Source organism: Negativibacillus massiliensis (assembly GCF_900148495.1).
In the GTDB taxonomy this organism is placed as follows: Bacteria; Bacillota; Clostridia; order Oscillospirales; family Ruminococcaceae; genus Negativibacillus; species Negativibacillus massiliensis.
In genome coordinates, this window is record NZ_FTRU01000008.1 from 403,224 (window position 1) to 418,585 (window position 15,362).

Consider the following 15,362-nt stretch of genomic DNA (forward strand, 5'->3'; position numbering starts at 1 on the left):
CAAAAAGCGAAGACAAAGTTGTCTTCGCTTTTTTGGTGCACTTAATGTAAAAGCAGTTTGCCGCTTTGGCTGCTTGAAAGAAGGCGGGTTTCAACACGCTTCCAGTCGATGAGTGAAAACCAGTTGTCGATATAATCAACACGAAGGTTATAATATTTAAGATAGTACGCATGCTCCCAGACATCCAGATTTAAGACAGGATATTGCTTTAACAGATCAGGGGTGTTTTGGTTTGCAGTTGTAAGGATTTTTAAGTTCCCGTTTTCCAGGACAAGCCATGTATATCCAGAACCAAAGACTGATAAGGCAGACTGCTTAAATTGCTCATAAAAAGATTCCAAACTGCCGAAATTTTGCTCGATTTTTTCCATCACGTCTTCCGGAACAGGCGACGAATCAGGCTGATGCATACTGGAAAAGAAAAATCGATGGTTATAAACGCCGCCTGCATTGTTTTGAAGTGGAACCTGGATGGAAGACGGAAGAAGCGGAAGGTTTACAAGCAGCTGCGGAAGACTTAATTTTTGTAAGGAAGGATTTTCTTTCAGCAGAGCATTGAGCTTGTCGATATAAGTTTGCAGATGTTTTTGATGGTGCAGAGTCATGGTTTTGCAGTCGATGTACGGTTCCAGAGAGTCGTAGTGATAGGGCAGCGGTTCATTGACAAAGGGATAGTAGTTGTTCATGAATATCCTCCTTTTAATGTGGTAAAAAGGGTTTGTTGGAAAGAATTTACAAAAGAAGAACAAATTTCATCCGGTTAGGCTTGTTTTGCCGAAGGGAAATGTTATAATAATAAAGATATGCAGACGATTTTAGAGGAAAGGACATTTGAAAATGAACGATTCCATTACAATAAAACAGGTCGTGGAGATTCTCAAGCAGGACGGAATTTTGACAGAAGTTTCCTGTCCGGACGAAATGCTCGACCATCCATTTGATTATCTCTCATACAGCTCCTCTGATGTAAAGGAGAACACCTTCTTTATCTGCAAGGGAGCTGCTTTCAAAGAGGAGTATCTGCTGGATGCAGTGAAAAAAGGAGCAGGGGCATATCTTGCAGAAAAATGCTTTACCAAGACAGTTCCTTATATCCTGACCAGCGATATTCGCAAAGCAATGAGTCTGGTGGCAATCACCTTTTACAGGGAAGCATATAAGTCTTTCCGATTGATTGGTTTGACTGGAACTAAGGGAAAGACAACTACCACCTATTTTATGAAAAATATTCTGGATACATTCTGCGCAAAAAATCCTCAGCTGTGCGGTGCTCCAAAGAGTGCGGTTCTTTCCACCGTTGAAGTGGACACCGGAATCGAGCACCATGAAGCGCATCTGACCACCCCAGAGTCCCCGGATCTTCAGCGCTACTTTGCACAGACCAGAGACAGCGGTATCTCCTTTCTGACCATGGAAGTTTCTTCTCAGGCATATAAGCTCAACCGTGTTTACGGTGTGGAATATGATCTGGGAATGTTCCTCAATATCGGAGAAGATCACATCGGTCCGCTGGAACACACCGATTTTGAAGATTACTTCTCCTGCAAACTCCAGTTTATGGAGCACTGCAAAACAGCGGTAATCAATCGTGATATGGATCATGCCCAGCGTGTACTGGAGCGTGCACGTGCACACGCAAAAAGAGTCATCACCTTTGGCAGACTGGACGGTGCAGATCTGGACGATGAGGATTGCTGGATTCTGCGCGATATTCAAAAAGAGGATGTCGGATTTACCTTTACCACCAGCCACGGAATGCAGCAGGACACTTGGCGTATCCGCATGGCGGGAAGATTCAATGTGGAAAACGCTCTGGCTGCGATCATCTCTGCAAAAGCGATGGGAGTGGACGATGAGTCCATTCGAGAAGGTTTGCTCAAAAATGAGGTTCAGGGAAGAATGAACCTGTTTGAAAAGGATGGCATCACCGTTCTGGTCGATTACGCACACAACTATCTCAGCTTCAAAAAACTGTATGAGTCGCTGAAAGCAGATTATCCAGGAAGAAGGATCGTTGTGGTGGTAGGCTGTCCGGGAGGAAAAGCATATCTGCGCCGCAGAGATATTGGAACACTTTCCGGCGAAAATGCGGACTACCTCTATCTGACCGCGGAAGATCCGCAGTTTGAGGATGTTCGGGAAATCTGTGAAGAAATCGCTTCTTTTGTGAAACCGTACAATAAACCATACGAAATCATCGAAGACCGTGCACAGGCAGTAGAAAAAGCAATTTTGACTGCGCAGCCGGGCGATGTGATTGTTCTGGCAGCAAAAGGGGAAGAGGTATATCAGAAGGTCAGGGGAGAATATGTATATTATGAATCTGACCTTGCAATCGCAAAACGTTTGCTTTCGGTATGATAGAACAGGGGTGACAATAGAATGCCGATTTTAAATCACAGCGACCTTAAAAAGGTCGAGGAATATCAAAACTTTGTCCGTACCTCTCCTTATGCGAATGCGACACAGGACCTTGCCTGGGAAAAGGTAAAGGAAGGATGGACCGGAGAACAGGTCTATCTGGAGGAAAATGGAAAAATCGTAGCGGCAATGTCGCTGATTATCCGCAGGGTGCTTGGAAACTTTTCTTTGATGTATGCGCCTCGTGCTCCAATCTGCGACTTCCACGACAAAGAAATGGTAAAGCGTTTGCTGGAAGAAGCAAAACCGCTCGCAAAAAAATACCATGCTTTCCTGCTTCGATTTGACCCGGAACTGCCAAGACTTCCGGAGCTGGAAGAAGAGTATCGTCAGATGGGTTTGCGCGTCCGCAATGATGGATGCGATAAATTCGATCTGATTCAGCCGCGCTATAACATGATCTTAAAGCTGGATGAGCCGACCTTTGAGGAATTGATGCCGCACTTCAGCGAGAAAACCCGCTATAATATCCGTCTTTCTGCAAGAAAGGGTGTTACCGTTCACTGGTCCAGAAGCGAGGAGGATCTCAAGAAGTTTTTTGAACTTTATGAGATCACTGCAGTGCGTGATCATATTGGACATCGTCCGTACGAATATTTTAAACGGATGCTTCATGCCTATGAAAACAGCGATCTGCTGCGTATCTATATTGCAGAGCATGAAGGAGAGGCTTTGTCTGGTGCAATCTGTATCCATTACGGAAACAAGACCTGGTATATCTACGGTGCAAGCTCCAACAATAAGCGCAATCTGATGCCAAACTATGCAATGCAGGCAGAGATGATCAAATGGGGCATCGAGAACGGCTCTGAAATCTACGATTTTGGCGGCGTGTTTATTCTGGATAAGACAAACGGTCTGTATAAATTCAAGGAAGGTTTTTGCCGCAGAGAGGGTGCTACCGAGTTTATCGGAGAGTTCGATCAGGTCTATAACCCGCTTCTGTATACCGGATTTGCAAAAATTCTGCCGCAGATTCAGCGCCTTCGTGCAAAGAAAAATCATCATGAGGACAGAAAAGTGCAGCAGCCAAAACAGCAGGAACCAAAAAAAGAAAATCAGGCATAAGAAAAAGGATGGCGAAAAGCCATCCTTTTTTGTTTGTATTTTATTTGGAAAGATTGTTTACATACAGGGTCTGTGTTGGGAAAGCAAAGCTTAAACCTTCCTCTTCAACAATCTGCATGATGCCGTAGTTGACCGTTTCCTTGATTCGCTGGAAGTCAGCAAAGGAAGTTGGACGGGTGAAGAACACCAGAGAGATTTCCAGGCTGCTGTCCTTAAAGCTGTTAAAGCGGATAACCGTATCCTCTGGAATAATTTCCGGATTCTGGTTTACCATCTCAGTGATGCGGGAAACACAGGTTTCCATTTTTTCTTTCGGGGTATCATAGGTCAGTCCGATCGAGAAAGAGGCACGGCGCTTGTTCATACGGGACCAGTTTGTAATTGGAGAAGAAACCAGACTGGAGTTTGGAACGATGACCAATGCATTCGGGAAGGTACGGATTCGGGTGGAACGGAAGGTGATATCTTCCACAACACCTTCGATATCCGGGGTGGAAATCCAGTCATCGACTGCAAAAGGTCTGTCGAATAAAATTACCATACCGCCAAACAGGTTCTGTGCGGTATCCTGTGCAGCAAGTGCAAAGGTTAAACCTCCAAGTCCGATACCGGTGATGATGGTTGTAACGTTTGTTCCGGTTTCGCTGAGGATTGCAATACCAGAAACAGTAAAGATCAGAACTTTGACAATCTTCTTTAAAAAGGTCATCAGGGTCTTGTTCAAATTAACGTCCAGATGCTCGTCCAGCTTGCTGCTGAACTGGAAAAAAGAACCGGATGCACAATCACAAAGTCTCAGCAGAATCCAGGTGATTACAATAATAAAGCTGATGCGGTATGCTTTGAGAAGAAATTGATTGAATCCTGCAGGCAGATGAAGGTTAATCAATGCAAAATAAAGACCACTGACAGCAAGCAGGCTTTTTAATGGTGTCAGAACAAAAGTAAGGGTAGAATGGTCTGCAATCTGGCGCTTTCTGTTTAACAGCTTTTCCAGAACTTTTACAATCCCCTTTGTAACGCTGGACTTAAAGATCCAAAAGGCAAGAAAAATTAAAACAGAAGCCAGAACTCGAAAAAGAAAAAGGTTGCTGGCAATAATGTCAGAAATCAAAGTAAGCAAAATAAGCACTTCCTTTCAGGAAAATCGGAGTAAAATTACTTTAAAAGTGTATCATGTTTAACATGATATTGCAATAAAAATAAGATAACAAAGACATGACAACGAGCCGGAATATTCCGGCTCGTTGTCAGAATAAATTCATTTTTCAGGGCTATTTGGTCTCTTCAGAATCGTTATTTTTATTTTGTTCTTCGGTGTTTTCGGGAAGCTGATCCATCTTTTTGTTCTTTTTAAGACCCTTACGAATCCGGATTTTTTTCAGGATCAACAGCACAATGATGATGACAACAGCAAGGATGATAAAGACAGGAATGTTAACTACCAGAAATACCAGAAGATCTTCAAAGAATACTTTGATACCGTATAAAGTGTTGGAGAAACCATTCTTGATACGTTCTGAGATGGTAGTAGCTCCTGCTCCGCTGATATTGCGGACTTCCTGAATGTCCAGATAGATGGTGGAGTAGTCCACCAGATTATCATAAGTCCTCAGCTGAGAAGAGAGAGAGTCAAGCTGCAGCCGTACTTCTGAGAGACGTGCCTCAATAGCGATGACCGCATCCACATTTTCAGCTTCCGCCATCAGTTCGATCAGGCGGTCATATTCTGCTTCCAAAGCCTCTTTGCGGGCCTCTGTGTCAGCATATTCCAAAGAGATATTTTCACTGGACAGGTTCTGGTGTGTAATGGTGCCGCAGTCATTCAGACTTCCAATGAAACCGTTCAGTTTATCGGACGGAATGCGGATGGTAAGGCTTGCGTATTTATTGATGTAGTTGCCCTGTGCATCTGAGCCGCCGGAACTGGAAGAACTCTCGATAAAACCGCCCAGCTCATTGACCAGATCGGTGACCTGCTGGATTGACTGGTCAAATTCCAGTGTTTCCATCGATACATTGGCACGCCAGATCAGTTTCAGATTCAGATTGTCCGGCATAGTGGTCTGAGAAATACCTTCCGAAAGAGCAGTGCCAGCAGTGTCTGGGTTAACCTTGTTTTCCGATATCATTGCTTCTTCAGTTGGTGCTTCCACGCCGATTTCTTCTTCATAGGCAGCATCGTATGCAGCAGAAGAATTTGTTTGTGCGGCAGAACCGCCGCTGGAAGCACCGCAGGCTGCAAAGCTTAACGTGATTGCGGAAGCAGTAACAAGGGCAAAGACAGCGCGTATAAGGGAATATTTCTTCATAAGGATACTCCTTTCTGACAGAATGAAAATAAAGCATTTTTAAAATGACCTTTCTGTTTTTTAAGTGTAAAAAAAGAAAATTTTTCCTGCATAATTTTTAAAAACAATTTAAAATTGGCAAAAAGACGACAAAACAAAAACTTTGTTAGTCAAAACATATAAAACTGTGGGAAGAAAAGGGAGCTAAAACAAATCGTACTATACAAACCGAAGGAATTGCGGTACAATTTTCTATAAGAAAATCGCAAAAAAGAGCGAAAAGAGGGAATTTTATGAAACGCAGCAGCGGCGTTTTGCTGCATATCAGCAGCCTGCCGGGAAAATATGGGATTGGTACTCTGGGGCATGAAGCCAGAAAGTTTGCGGATTTTTGTCATCAGGCAGGACTTGGCTGGTGGCAGGTGCTTCCAATCGGGCCGACCGGTTATGGGAATTCACCCTATCAGTCTGATTCGGTATTTGCAGGGAATCCAAATTTGATCGATCTGGAAGAATTGATTGAAGAGGGATTGCTCAGTCAAAAGGAATGTGACAAAAAGGACTGGGGCGATAACAGCAAAAAAGGAAAGAGCAAAGTTTGCTTTGATAAGGTATCAGCCGCCAAACAAGAGCTGCTGCATCAGGCTTTTTTGAGTGCAAGAAAAAAGACCGAATACTGGAAGCAGGTAGAACTCTTTTTTCAGGAACAGTATGACTGGCTTTCTGATTATGCGCTCTATCTCAGCTTAAAGGAAAAGATGGGGCAAAAGCCGTGGATGGAATGGGAAGAGAAGATTCGTTTTCGAGATGCCAAAACGCTGGATAACTGGAAAGAAACATTAAAGCAGGAGATGGAATATCCTGTTTTTGTCCAGTATCTGTTTTACAGTCAGTGGATGAAATTCAAGGAATACTGCAACCGTAAGGGTGTGCGCTTGATTGGTGACATTCCAATTTACGTTGCGCCGGATAGCTGTGACACCTGGGTAAATCTCAAGCTGTTTGAGTATGATGAAAAAGGTTATCCAATCAGAGTGGCAGGATGTCCGCCGGACTATTTTTCCAAAACAGGACAGCTTTGGGGAAATCCGCTTTATCGCTGGGATGTGATGGAACAGGATGGGTATGATTGGTGGATCAAACGAATCGGTGCGATGAGTAAACTGTTTGATTTAATCCGCATCGACCATTTCCGCGGATTTGCGGGGTATTATGCCATTGATGCAAAAGCTTCGACCGCAGAACACGGTGTATGGGAAAAAGGTCCTGGAGAAAAGCTGTTTTTGGCAATCCGCAAGCAACTTCCAAAGGTTGCACTGATTGCAGAGGACCTGGGTGTTATCACTGAGGATGTCTGCCAGCTGCGGGATCAGTTTGGATTCCCTGGAATGAAGGTGCTTCAGTTTGCATTTTCTCCAAAGGAAGAGAGCGAATATCTGCCGCACAATTGTCCGAAGCGCTCGGTTATTTATACCGGAACCCATGATAATGACACCAGCCTTGGCTGGATGAAAACTGCATCGAAGGAAGAGCTTTCTATGGCAAAGGCTTACCTTGGAACATCCGGGAAAAAGAACTTTTCCTGGGCAATGATTCATGCAGCGTGGGTTTCTCCCTGTGAGCTTGCCATTGCTCCGATGCAGGATTTTCTGGGGCTGGATTCTTCTGCGAGAATGAATACGCCTTCCACTGTCGGTGGAAACTGGGAGTGGAGGATGCAGTCTTCGGATGTTGACAAAAAGCTTGCCCGGGAAATATTGAAACTCAATCAGGCAAGCTGGCGAAGCCCAGTTTACAACAAAAAAGTTAAGGCAAAAGTCAAAAAATAGAAATGAGAGAATAGGGATGGAGGCAAGGAGTATGGAAGAAAAGCTTGGTCAGTTTTTGAAGGCTCATTTTTCGTGCGATATTTTGCAGGCTACCAATGAACAGCTTTATCAGGCTCTGGTATGGTATATAAGAGAAATAGTCGGGAAGATGGAACAAAATGTGTCGAAAAAGGCAGAAAAACAGGGGAAAAAGCTATACTATGTTTCGGCAGAATTTTTAATGGGAAGACTTCTTTCTAACAATCTTCTCAATTTGGGATTGTATGAACAGGTTCAAAGTGTGCTGGAAAAATACGGCAGATCGCTGGCAGAGCTGGAAGAACAGGAAGCAGAACCTTCACTTGGAAACGGCGGATTGGGCAGACTGGCAGCATGTTTTTTGGATTCTATTGCGACCCTTGGAATTTCTGGAGAAGGGGTAGGGTTGCTGTACCACTTTGGATTATTCCGTCAGCGTTTTGAACAGAATAGCCAGAAGGAATATCCTGACCGATGGCTGACAGAAAATGCTGAATTTCTGCATCGGACCGATCTGGTATTTCCGGTTCATCTCAAGGACACAACTGTTCATGCCAGAATGTATGAACTGGACGTTGTAGGCTATGCTATGCCGGGAGAAGAAGCGCAGACAACAAAACTCAAGCTGTTTGATCTGGAAGAGGTAGACGAAGGTCTTGTCAAAAATGGAATCGAGTTTGATAAGGAGGATATCCGCCACAACCTGACTCTGTTTTTGTATCCGGATGACAGCGATGAAGCAGGCAGAATGCTGCGAATCTATCAGCAGTATTTTATGGTCAGCGCAGCAGCGCAGATGATTTTGAAAGAAACCAAAGAACGCGGATGTCCATTGGAGCAGCTTGACCAATATGTCGTCATTCAAATCAACGACACGCACCCGACCATGATTATTCCGGAATTGATTCGTCTGCTGATGGAGGAAGGAATCGGTTTAGATCAGGCAATCCGTCTGGTTTCCAGAACTTGTGCCTATACCAATCACACTATCTTGGCGGAAGCGCTGGAAACATGGCCGCTGTCCTTTTTGGAAAAGGCAGTTCCTCAGTTGGTGCCGATCATCGAACATCTGGACAAGCGCGCAAAAGCACTTTCTCACGATCCTAAAACCGCTATCATCGACAGCTGGGAACAGGTACATATGGCGCATATTGATATCCACTATGGCTTTTCCATTAATGGCGTGGCAAAACTGCACACTGATATTTTAAAATCCAGCGAGCTCAACGCTTTTTATGAACTGTATCCGGAACGTTTTCATAATGAAACAAACGGAATCACCTTCCGACGCTGGTTAATGTTATGTAATCCGCAGCTGTCAGCATATATCACTTCGCTGATTGGGGAGGGCTGGAAAAAGGATGCACAGGAACTGCAAAAGCTGCTGAATTTTGCGGAAAATGAAACGGTTCTCAAAGAGCTTCTCTCCATCAAACAGCAGAGAAAGCAGATTCTGGCAGAAGAAATCAGCAGCAGAATGGGAATCGAAATCAATCCAAATTCGATTTATGATATTCAGATCAAGCGCCTGCACGAGTACAAACGCCAGCAGATGAATGCTCTGTATGCAATCTGGAAGTATTTTGAAATTAAATCTGGAAAACTCCCAAAACGTCCAATTACCCTTTTATTTGGAGCCAAGGCAGCTCCAGCATACACCATTGCAAAGGATATCATCCACCTGATTTTATGTTTGCAGCAGCTGTTTGCAGAAGATCCTCAGGTTGCACCTTATTTGAAAATTGTGATGGTGGAAAATTACAACGTCAGCTGGGCAGAAAAGTTGATTCCAGCCTGTGATGTCTCCGAGCAGATCTCGCTTGCATCCAAAGAAGCAAGTGGCACCGGTAACATGAAGCTGATGCTCAATGGAGCAGTTACACTGGGTACTATGGATGGTGCTAATGTGGAAATTGCTCAGCTGGTTGGAAAAGAAAATTGCTATATTTTTGGAAAATCCAGCGATGAGGTCATGAAACTGTATGAGACAAAAGGATACAGCTCCAGAAAAATCTACGAGCAGGACCTGATGATTGAAAGATTGGTCGATTTTATCATCAGCAAAGAGATGATAAAACGGGGCGATCCTCTGCCATTGTGCAGACTTTATAAGGAAATCATAAACAAGGACTGGTTCATGACACTGCTTGATCTGAAAGAGTATATCCAGGTTAAAGAACAGATGTTCCTTGATTTTGAAGACCGCCTAGCATGGAGCAGAAAGATGCTTTATAACATTGCACAAGCGGGATATTTTTCTTCAGACCGCACAATAAAAGGATATTGTCAGGATATCTGGAAGCTGTAAATTTTTTCTGGATAGATTTTTTCAATTACTTTCCAAAATGCCATTATAAAAAACAATGGCATTTTGATAGATCAGCTCTTGACGAAAAAAGGCGCGATATGACAGAATGAATAACAGCGAAAAATTTTGTCAGGAGAGAAAGAAAATGGAATCCAAAGTTTATTACGCAATGTCCTTTTATAATACCACAGATACGATGCAGACCGAAAAGAAGGCAAAAGAACAGTTTGAAATTCATATCATGCCTACCCCGCGCGCTATTTCCACCAGCTGTGGACTGGCAATCCGCTTTGAGGGTGTGGATGAGCAGGCTTATCTTCAGTTTGCCTTGCAGCAGCAGGTTCCTCTGGGATTGTATCGCATTGAGATGAAGGAAGATGGAGAACCAAAAGCAGAGAGTATTTTTGTTCGAGAGCCGTAAATCTGCAAGAATTGTCAGATTAATTTTCACTCAGGAATAAAATTTTGTTATTTTTGATAAGAAATTGCTTGACAAGAGCAGATAGAATGGAGTATACTGGTAACGGTTTCGAAACTGTAAAATAAAGACACATGGAAAAGGAGGCTGATGACATGACCAAGAAGATGAATCTTACCGATTGCGGAAAAGTGAATATGCGGGGAATGTTTGAGCCTTCCAAAACAGGTGTTTGTTAATTTTTTAAAAAACAGGACTGAGGTCTTGTGCTGGACAGTTGTGTCCTTACAATCTGCTTGAAAAGCATCCCTGCGCAAACGGGGATGCTTTTTTTGTTTTCGGATCACGGAAAAAATTTTGTTGATCCGAAAGAAAAGATTCTAATCGGGATGAGGGAATCTTTTTTAAGAAAAGACAGCTTGACAGAGGGGGAGAGAAATAAGCTGTTTTAGGAGAGTAATCTTGAAAAAAGGACAGGAGAGTGATTTATTTGCAAAAGGACCAGAAACAAAGCGCATTTTCTGTTGTGTTCCGATTTGTTCGGAGCAATTTGTGGTTGTTTGGATTGGGATTATTGTGCTCGGTGCTCAATACGGCGTTTAACTCACTGACCCCGCAGATTATCCGCTTGACTGTTGACTCGATTATTGGTTCGGGGGAACTTCCGGCATGGCTGGAAAATTTGGGTGTCGGACAGATGGCGGCCGACGATCCTGCAAAAATGCTTTTATTAGCTGCAGCTGCAGTGTTGATTACAGCAATTTTGTCGGGAATTTTTAGCTTTTTTGCGCGTTTAAATACCGCAAAGGCTTCGGAAAATTCGATCAAGGCGCTGCGTGATGAGTTATTTGGCCATATCCAGAAACTTCCGTTTTCCTGGCACACAGCCCATCAGACTGGTGAGATTATCCAGCGTTGTACTTCGGACGTTGAGGTTATCCGAAACTTTATCAGTGCACAGATGGTGGAAGTATTCCGTATCTGCTTTTTGATTGTCATGACGATGGCACTGATGTTTTCGATGAATGTAAAGATCTCGATGGTCGCAGTAGTGTTTGTTCCAATTATTGTATTTTATTCTTTCTTCTTCAGTTCCAAAATCTCCAAAAGATTTATGGATGCTGACGTTGCAGAAGGTGTTTTATCCTCCGTTGTTCAGGAAAATCTGACCGGTGTCCGCGTTGTCCGCGCTTTTGGACGAGAAAATTTTGAGATTGAGCGCTTTGATGAAAAGAACAGCGCTTTTTCGGAACTTTGGATTCGTCTGGGACATATGATGACCGCTTACTGGAGTACCGGCGACCTGATTATGGCTTTGCAGGTGCTGACTGTAATTTGTTTCGGTACTGTCAGTGCAGTGCATGGAGAGATCACACTGGGTGAATTTTTGGCGTTTGTTTCCTACAATGCAACGCTGACCTGGCCAGTGCGCTCACTGGGTAAAATTCTTTCTGAAATGAGCAAAACTGGCGTATCGATTGGACGTGTCAGCTACATTTTGGAATCCGAACCGGAAAAGGACCCACCAAGAGCGTTAACTCCTGACATGCATGGAGACATTTGTTTTGAGCATGTAACCTTTGGGTATGAAAATCAGAAACCGGTTTTGGATGATATCTCCTTTACCATCAAGGCTGGTACAACTTTTGCAATCCTTGGTGGAACCGGAAGCGGAAAAACGACTCTGATGCATCTGCTCAACCGCCTGTATGATCTGGATGAAGGTCAGGATGGATGTCATGGAAGCGGCAGAATCACGATTGGCGGAGTGGATATCGCAAAGATCAAGCGTTCTTACTTAAGAAAAAATGTCGGAATCGTTTTGCAGGAGCCGTTCCTATTTTCTCGCACCATTCAGGAGAACATTGGTATTACCTGCGAAGAAAAGGATCGCGATGCGATGCTCGAATATGTTCGCTCGGCAGCCCGTTCTGCTTGTGTGGATGAGGCAATCCAGAATTTCACCAACGGTTATGATACGATTGTAGGTGAACGCGGTGTTACCTTGTCCGGTGGACAGAAACAGCGTGTTGCAATTGCAAGAATGCTGACTCAGAACGCGCCAGTTATGATCTTTGACGATTCCCTTTCAGCAGTTGATGCGGAAACAGATGCAAAAATCCGCAAACAGCTGAAAGAAAAGATGGGAAATGCTACGACGATTCTGATTTCTCACCGTATCACAACCTTGATGCAGGCTGATCAGATTCTGGTTTTGGATAATGGAAAGGTAGCCGACATCGGTACTCATGAAGAACTGATTTCCAGAAAAGGAATCTATCAGGATATCTATCAGATACAGATGAATAACGCAGACCGAGAGCTTTTGAAACAGGCAGACTCGGAACACCCAACAGAAAGCAGGTGATCCTATGGGTAATCCAAATCGTGATGATGAGGTGCAGAGCAACAAATCCTTTCAGTTTTCTATCTGGAAGCGTTTGTTTCCATTTGCAAAACCATACAAAAAGCTGCTGCTCCTGATTGTTATTACCAATATTTTAATTTCAATTGTAGATGTATCGCTTCCGTTATTTCAGCGCTATGCGGTAGATAACTTCATCGAGAAGGGAACTCTGGACGGATTGCCGGTATTCATCGCTGCATACCTTGCAGTTATTATACTTCAAGTATTAAGCTTTGTGTTTTATACCTTAAGTGCAATGAAAACAGAGATGAGGATGGGCCGAGATCTCAAAAGAGCCTGCTTTGTCCACCTCCAAATCCTCTCATTTTCTTACTATAACACAACGCCGGTTGGATATATTCTGGCTCGTGTTATGAGTGATACCAACAAGATCGCAGCAATCACAGCATGGGATCTGATCGATATTTTGTGGGCACTGTCCTACGTATCCTTTGCATTTTTGTCGATGGCAATGCTGGATCTGCGCCTTGCCCTGATGGTTATGGTAATCGTTCCGGTCATTGCAGTGCTGACTACCTACTTCCAGAAGCGAATTTTGTTCTGGAACCGAAAGGTTCGTTCGATCAACTCCCGCATTACTGGAGCTTTCAACGAGGGAATCATGGGTGCTAAAACCTCGAAGACGTTGGTTATCGAGGACAAAAATACGCATGAATTTTCTGAGTTGACCGAAGAAATGCGCAATGCATCCGTTCGCGCAGCAGGACTTAACGCTCTGTATATTCCACTTGTTATGTTGGCAAGCTCCGCTGCAACAGCAATTGTTTTGGCACGAGGAGGAAATCTGGTGCTGGAACATGGCATTCTGATTGGTACCTTGTCCGCATTCACAACCTACGCGGTATCGATCTTTGAGCCGATTCAGCAGATGGCGCGTGTTTTGGCAAATATCATTGCAGTTCAGCCAAACATTGAACGTGTTATGGGATTGTTGGATCAGAAGCCCAACATTGTAGATACACCGGAAGTTATCGAAAAATATGGTGACAGCTTCCATCCTAAAACAGAAAACTGGGAGCCAATTAAGGGTGATATCGAGTTTGACGATGTTTCTTTCCGCTATCCGGATGGTGAGGAAGAGGTACTTAGTCACTTCAGCCTGAAAATCCCAGCTGGAACCAATGTGGCGATTGTTGGAGAAACTGGTGCAGGAAAATCCACACTGGTCAATCTTGCCTGCCGATTCTTTGAGCCAACTGGCGGAAGAATCCTGATTGATGGAAAAGATTATCGAGAAAGAAGCCAGCTTTGGCTGCATAGCCGACTGGGATATGTTCTGCAAAATCCGCATCTGTTCTCCGGAACAGTTATGGACAATATCCGCTATGGACGTTTGGATGCTAACGATGAGGAAGTAAAGCAGGCTGCTAAGGCAGTTTCCGCAGATACGGTAGTGGAACATCTGGAAAATGGCTATGACAGTGATGTAGGTGAAGGCGGAGATAAGCTTTCCACCGGCGAAAAACAGCTGATTTCCTTTGCAAGAGCCGTGTTGGCAGATCCGGCAATTTTTGTGCTGGACGAAGCTACCAGCTCGATTGATACTCAAACGGAACAGCTGATTCAGAACGCAACGATGCACCTGCTGGAAGGAAGAACCTCTTTCCTGATTGCACACCGTCTGTCCACCATCCGACAAGCAGATTTGATTCTGGTTGTTAAGGACGGAAAGATTGTGGAGCAGGGTAAACATGAGGAGCTTTTGAGGAAGGGCGGCTACTATCACGACCTTTATTCCAAGCAATTCCAGGAAGAAGAGATGAGCAGCAAGTTAAACAGCTAATTTCCTGGGAAATAAAAAAAGAGGTATTCTGTACCATACAGAATACCTCTTTTTTATAGGTTTGTTTCGACAAAATGGACAGGATATTGATCCCAATACTGAGAGTAAATTTTATGAACATTACCATCCAGATTCATTTGGTACATGCGGAAAATGACAGGAATATTTTTAGGCTGCCATTGTTCCTGATAGGAATAACAATAGTGCATTCCTAATTTCTTCATCACTTTTCCGCTATTTGGGTTCTTTTTATCATGTGTTGCTGTAATAAATGGGATTGTTTTTACTTTTTGTATATGATCGAGGAGACATTTTCCTGCTTCCGTGGCAATTCCCTGATGCCAGAAGTTTCGATGAATTCCATATCCAAGATCATGACTTTCGTTGGGGCTGATGTTGATATAACCAATTGGAATATGATCCTCTTTCAAGCAGATCGCATAGCGATATCCAAGAGGGAGAGAATAGGTTTCCAGAAAATTTGTTTGTAGGAAAGCAAGAGTCTCCTCCATGGACTGATGTGTAAACCAGGGAAGAAAGGTGTTGACTTCCGGGTCACTTAAAATGGAAAACAAAGCCGGAAGATCTTCTCGAACAAACTGACGTAAGATTAAACGGTTGGTTAAGAGAGTTGGTGTGTTTTCCATAAGACGCCTCCTTCTGGTAGAACAGCGTGAAAAAAGGATTTTACTTTAAAAATAAAAAACAATTTCCTTTTTTGTATTATAGCATAACTTGAAATGAAAAAGAGAATCTGATATAATCAAACAGTTATGTTTACAGTTTTTTAAAATTTAA

Annotated in this window: 11 protein-coding genes; 7 read left to right on the plus strand and 4 right to left on the minus strand. The window is 43.5% G+C overall.

The window, feature by feature from the left end; translation table 11 throughout:
* Positions 1-41 precede the first annotated feature (41 nt).
* Positions 42-686 (minus strand): superoxide dismutase, encoded by a 645-nt coding sequence (locus BQ5375_RS07985; protein WP_076917687.1) that lies wholly within the window; start codon positions 684-686, stop codon positions 42-44.
* Positions 687-837: 151 nt separating this feature from the next.
* Here BQ5375_RS07985 and BQ5375_RS07990 point away from each other — a divergent pair, with 151 nt between their 5' ends.
* Both BQ5375_RS07990 and BQ5375_RS07995 read left to right on the plus strand, forming a co-directional pair.
* A complete protein-coding gene (locus tag BQ5375_RS07990; RefSeq protein WP_022133448.1) occupies positions 838-2,361 on the plus strand; it encodes a Mur ligase family protein in 1,524 nt (507 codons plus the stop codon).
* Positions 2,362-2,382: 21 nt separating this feature from the next.
* Complete coding sequence (locus BQ5375_RS07995) at positions 2,383-3,489, plus strand: lipid II:glycine glycyltransferase FemX (protein WP_022133447.1); 1,107 nt, start codon at positions 2,383-2,385, stop codon at positions 3,487-3,489.
* 40 nt (positions 3,490-3,529) lie between these two features.
* On the opposite strand, the gene BQ5375_RS08000 is transcribed toward BQ5375_RS07995, so the two are convergent.
* Entirely contained in the window at positions 3,530-4,612 is a 1,083-nt protein-coding gene (locus BQ5375_RS08000; protein ID WP_083687558.1) for a mechanosensitive ion channel family protein, read from the minus strand.
* A gap of 151 nt (positions 4,613-4,763) precedes the next feature.
* Positions 4,764-5,801 carry a DUF4349 domain-containing protein gene (locus BQ5375_RS08005; protein WP_076917688.1) on the minus strand — a complete coding sequence of 346 codons (1,038 nt, stop codon included), beginning with the start codon at positions 5,799-5,801 and terminating at the stop codon, positions 4,764-4,766.
* Positions 5,802-6,073: 272 nt separating this feature from the next.
* Here BQ5375_RS08005 and malQ point away from each other — a divergent pair, with 272 nt between their 5' ends.
* From malQ to BQ5375_RS08030, 5 genes are all read left to right on the plus strand, one after another.
* The gene (malQ, locus tag BQ5375_RS08010) at positions 6,074-7,609 is read left to right on the plus strand and encodes a 4-alpha-glucanotransferase (protein WP_022133444.1); all 1,536 of its coding nucleotides are present in this window, start codon (positions 6,074-6,076) and stop codon (positions 7,607-7,609) included.
* Positions 7,610-7,640: 31 nt separating this feature from the next.
* Positions 7,641-9,935, plus strand: a complete 2,295-nt coding sequence (locus tag BQ5375_RS08015) for a glycogen/starch/alpha-glucan phosphorylase (protein WP_022133443.1) — start codon at positions 7,641-7,643, stop codon at positions 9,933-9,935.
* Positions 9,936-10,080: 145 nt separating this feature from the next.
* Positions 10,081-10,356 carry a putative Se/S carrier protein gene (locus BQ5375_RS08020; RefSeq protein WP_022133442.1) on the plus strand — a complete coding sequence of 92 codons (276 nt, stop codon included), beginning with the start codon at positions 10,081-10,083 and terminating at the stop codon, positions 10,354-10,356.
* Between the two features lie 487 nt (positions 10,357-10,843).
* Positions 10,844-12,721: an ABC transporter ATP-binding protein gene (locus BQ5375_RS08025; protein ID WP_022133441.1), complete on the plus strand. Its 1,878-nt coding sequence runs from the start codon at positions 10,844-10,846 to the stop codon at positions 12,719-12,721.
* Positions 12,722-12,725: 4 nt separating this feature from the next.
* On the plus strand, positions 12,726-14,564 hold the full coding sequence (locus BQ5375_RS08030) for an ABC transporter ATP-binding protein (protein WP_022133440.1): 1,839 nt from the start codon (positions 12,726-12,728) through the stop codon (positions 14,562-14,564).
* A 53-nt stretch (positions 14,565-14,617) separates the two neighbouring features.
* On the opposite strand, the gene BQ5375_RS08035 is transcribed toward BQ5375_RS08030, so the two are convergent.
* Positions 14,618-15,211, minus strand: a complete 594-nt coding sequence (locus tag BQ5375_RS08035; protein WP_022133439.1) for a GNAT family N-acetyltransferase — start codon at positions 15,209-15,211, stop codon at positions 14,618-14,620.
* Between the last annotated feature and the right edge of the window lie 151 nt (positions 15,212-15,362).

Excerpts from the sequence above, each read along its gene's own strand:
- BQ5375_RS07985 (WP_076917687.1), bottom strand. The coding sequence starts at position 686 with ATGAACAACTACTATCCCTTTGTCAATGAACCGCTGCCCTATCACTAC.
- BQ5375_RS07990 (WP_022133448.1), top strand. The coding sequence starts at position 838 with ATGAACGATTCCATTACAATAAAACAGGTCGTGGAGATTCTCAAGCAG.
- BQ5375_RS07995 (WP_022133447.1), top strand. The coding sequence starts at position 2,383 with ATGCCGATTTTAAATCACAGCGACCTTAAAAAGGTCGAGGAATATCAA.
- BQ5375_RS08005 (WP_076917688.1), bottom strand. The coding sequence starts at position 5,801 with ATGAAGAAATATTCCCTTATACGCGCTGTCTTTGCCCTTGTTACTGCT.
- malQ (WP_022133444.1), top strand. The coding sequence starts at position 6,074 with ATGAAACGCAGCAGCGGCGTTTTGCTGCATATCAGCAGCCTGCCGGGA.
- BQ5375_RS08015 (WP_022133443.1), top strand. The coding sequence starts at position 7,641 with ATGGAAGAAAAGCTTGGTCAGTTTTTGAAGGCTCATTTTTCGTGCGAT.
- BQ5375_RS08020 (WP_022133442.1), top strand. The coding sequence starts at position 10,081 with ATGGAATCCAAAGTTTATTACGCAATGTCCTTTTATAATACCACAGAT.
- BQ5375_RS08030 (WP_022133440.1), top strand. The coding sequence starts at position 12,726 with ATGGGTAATCCAAATCGTGATGATGAGGTGCAGAGCAACAAATCCTTT.
- BQ5375_RS08035 (WP_022133439.1), bottom strand. The coding sequence starts at position 15,211 with ATGGAAAACACACCAACTCTCTTAACCAACCGTTTAATCTTACGTCAG.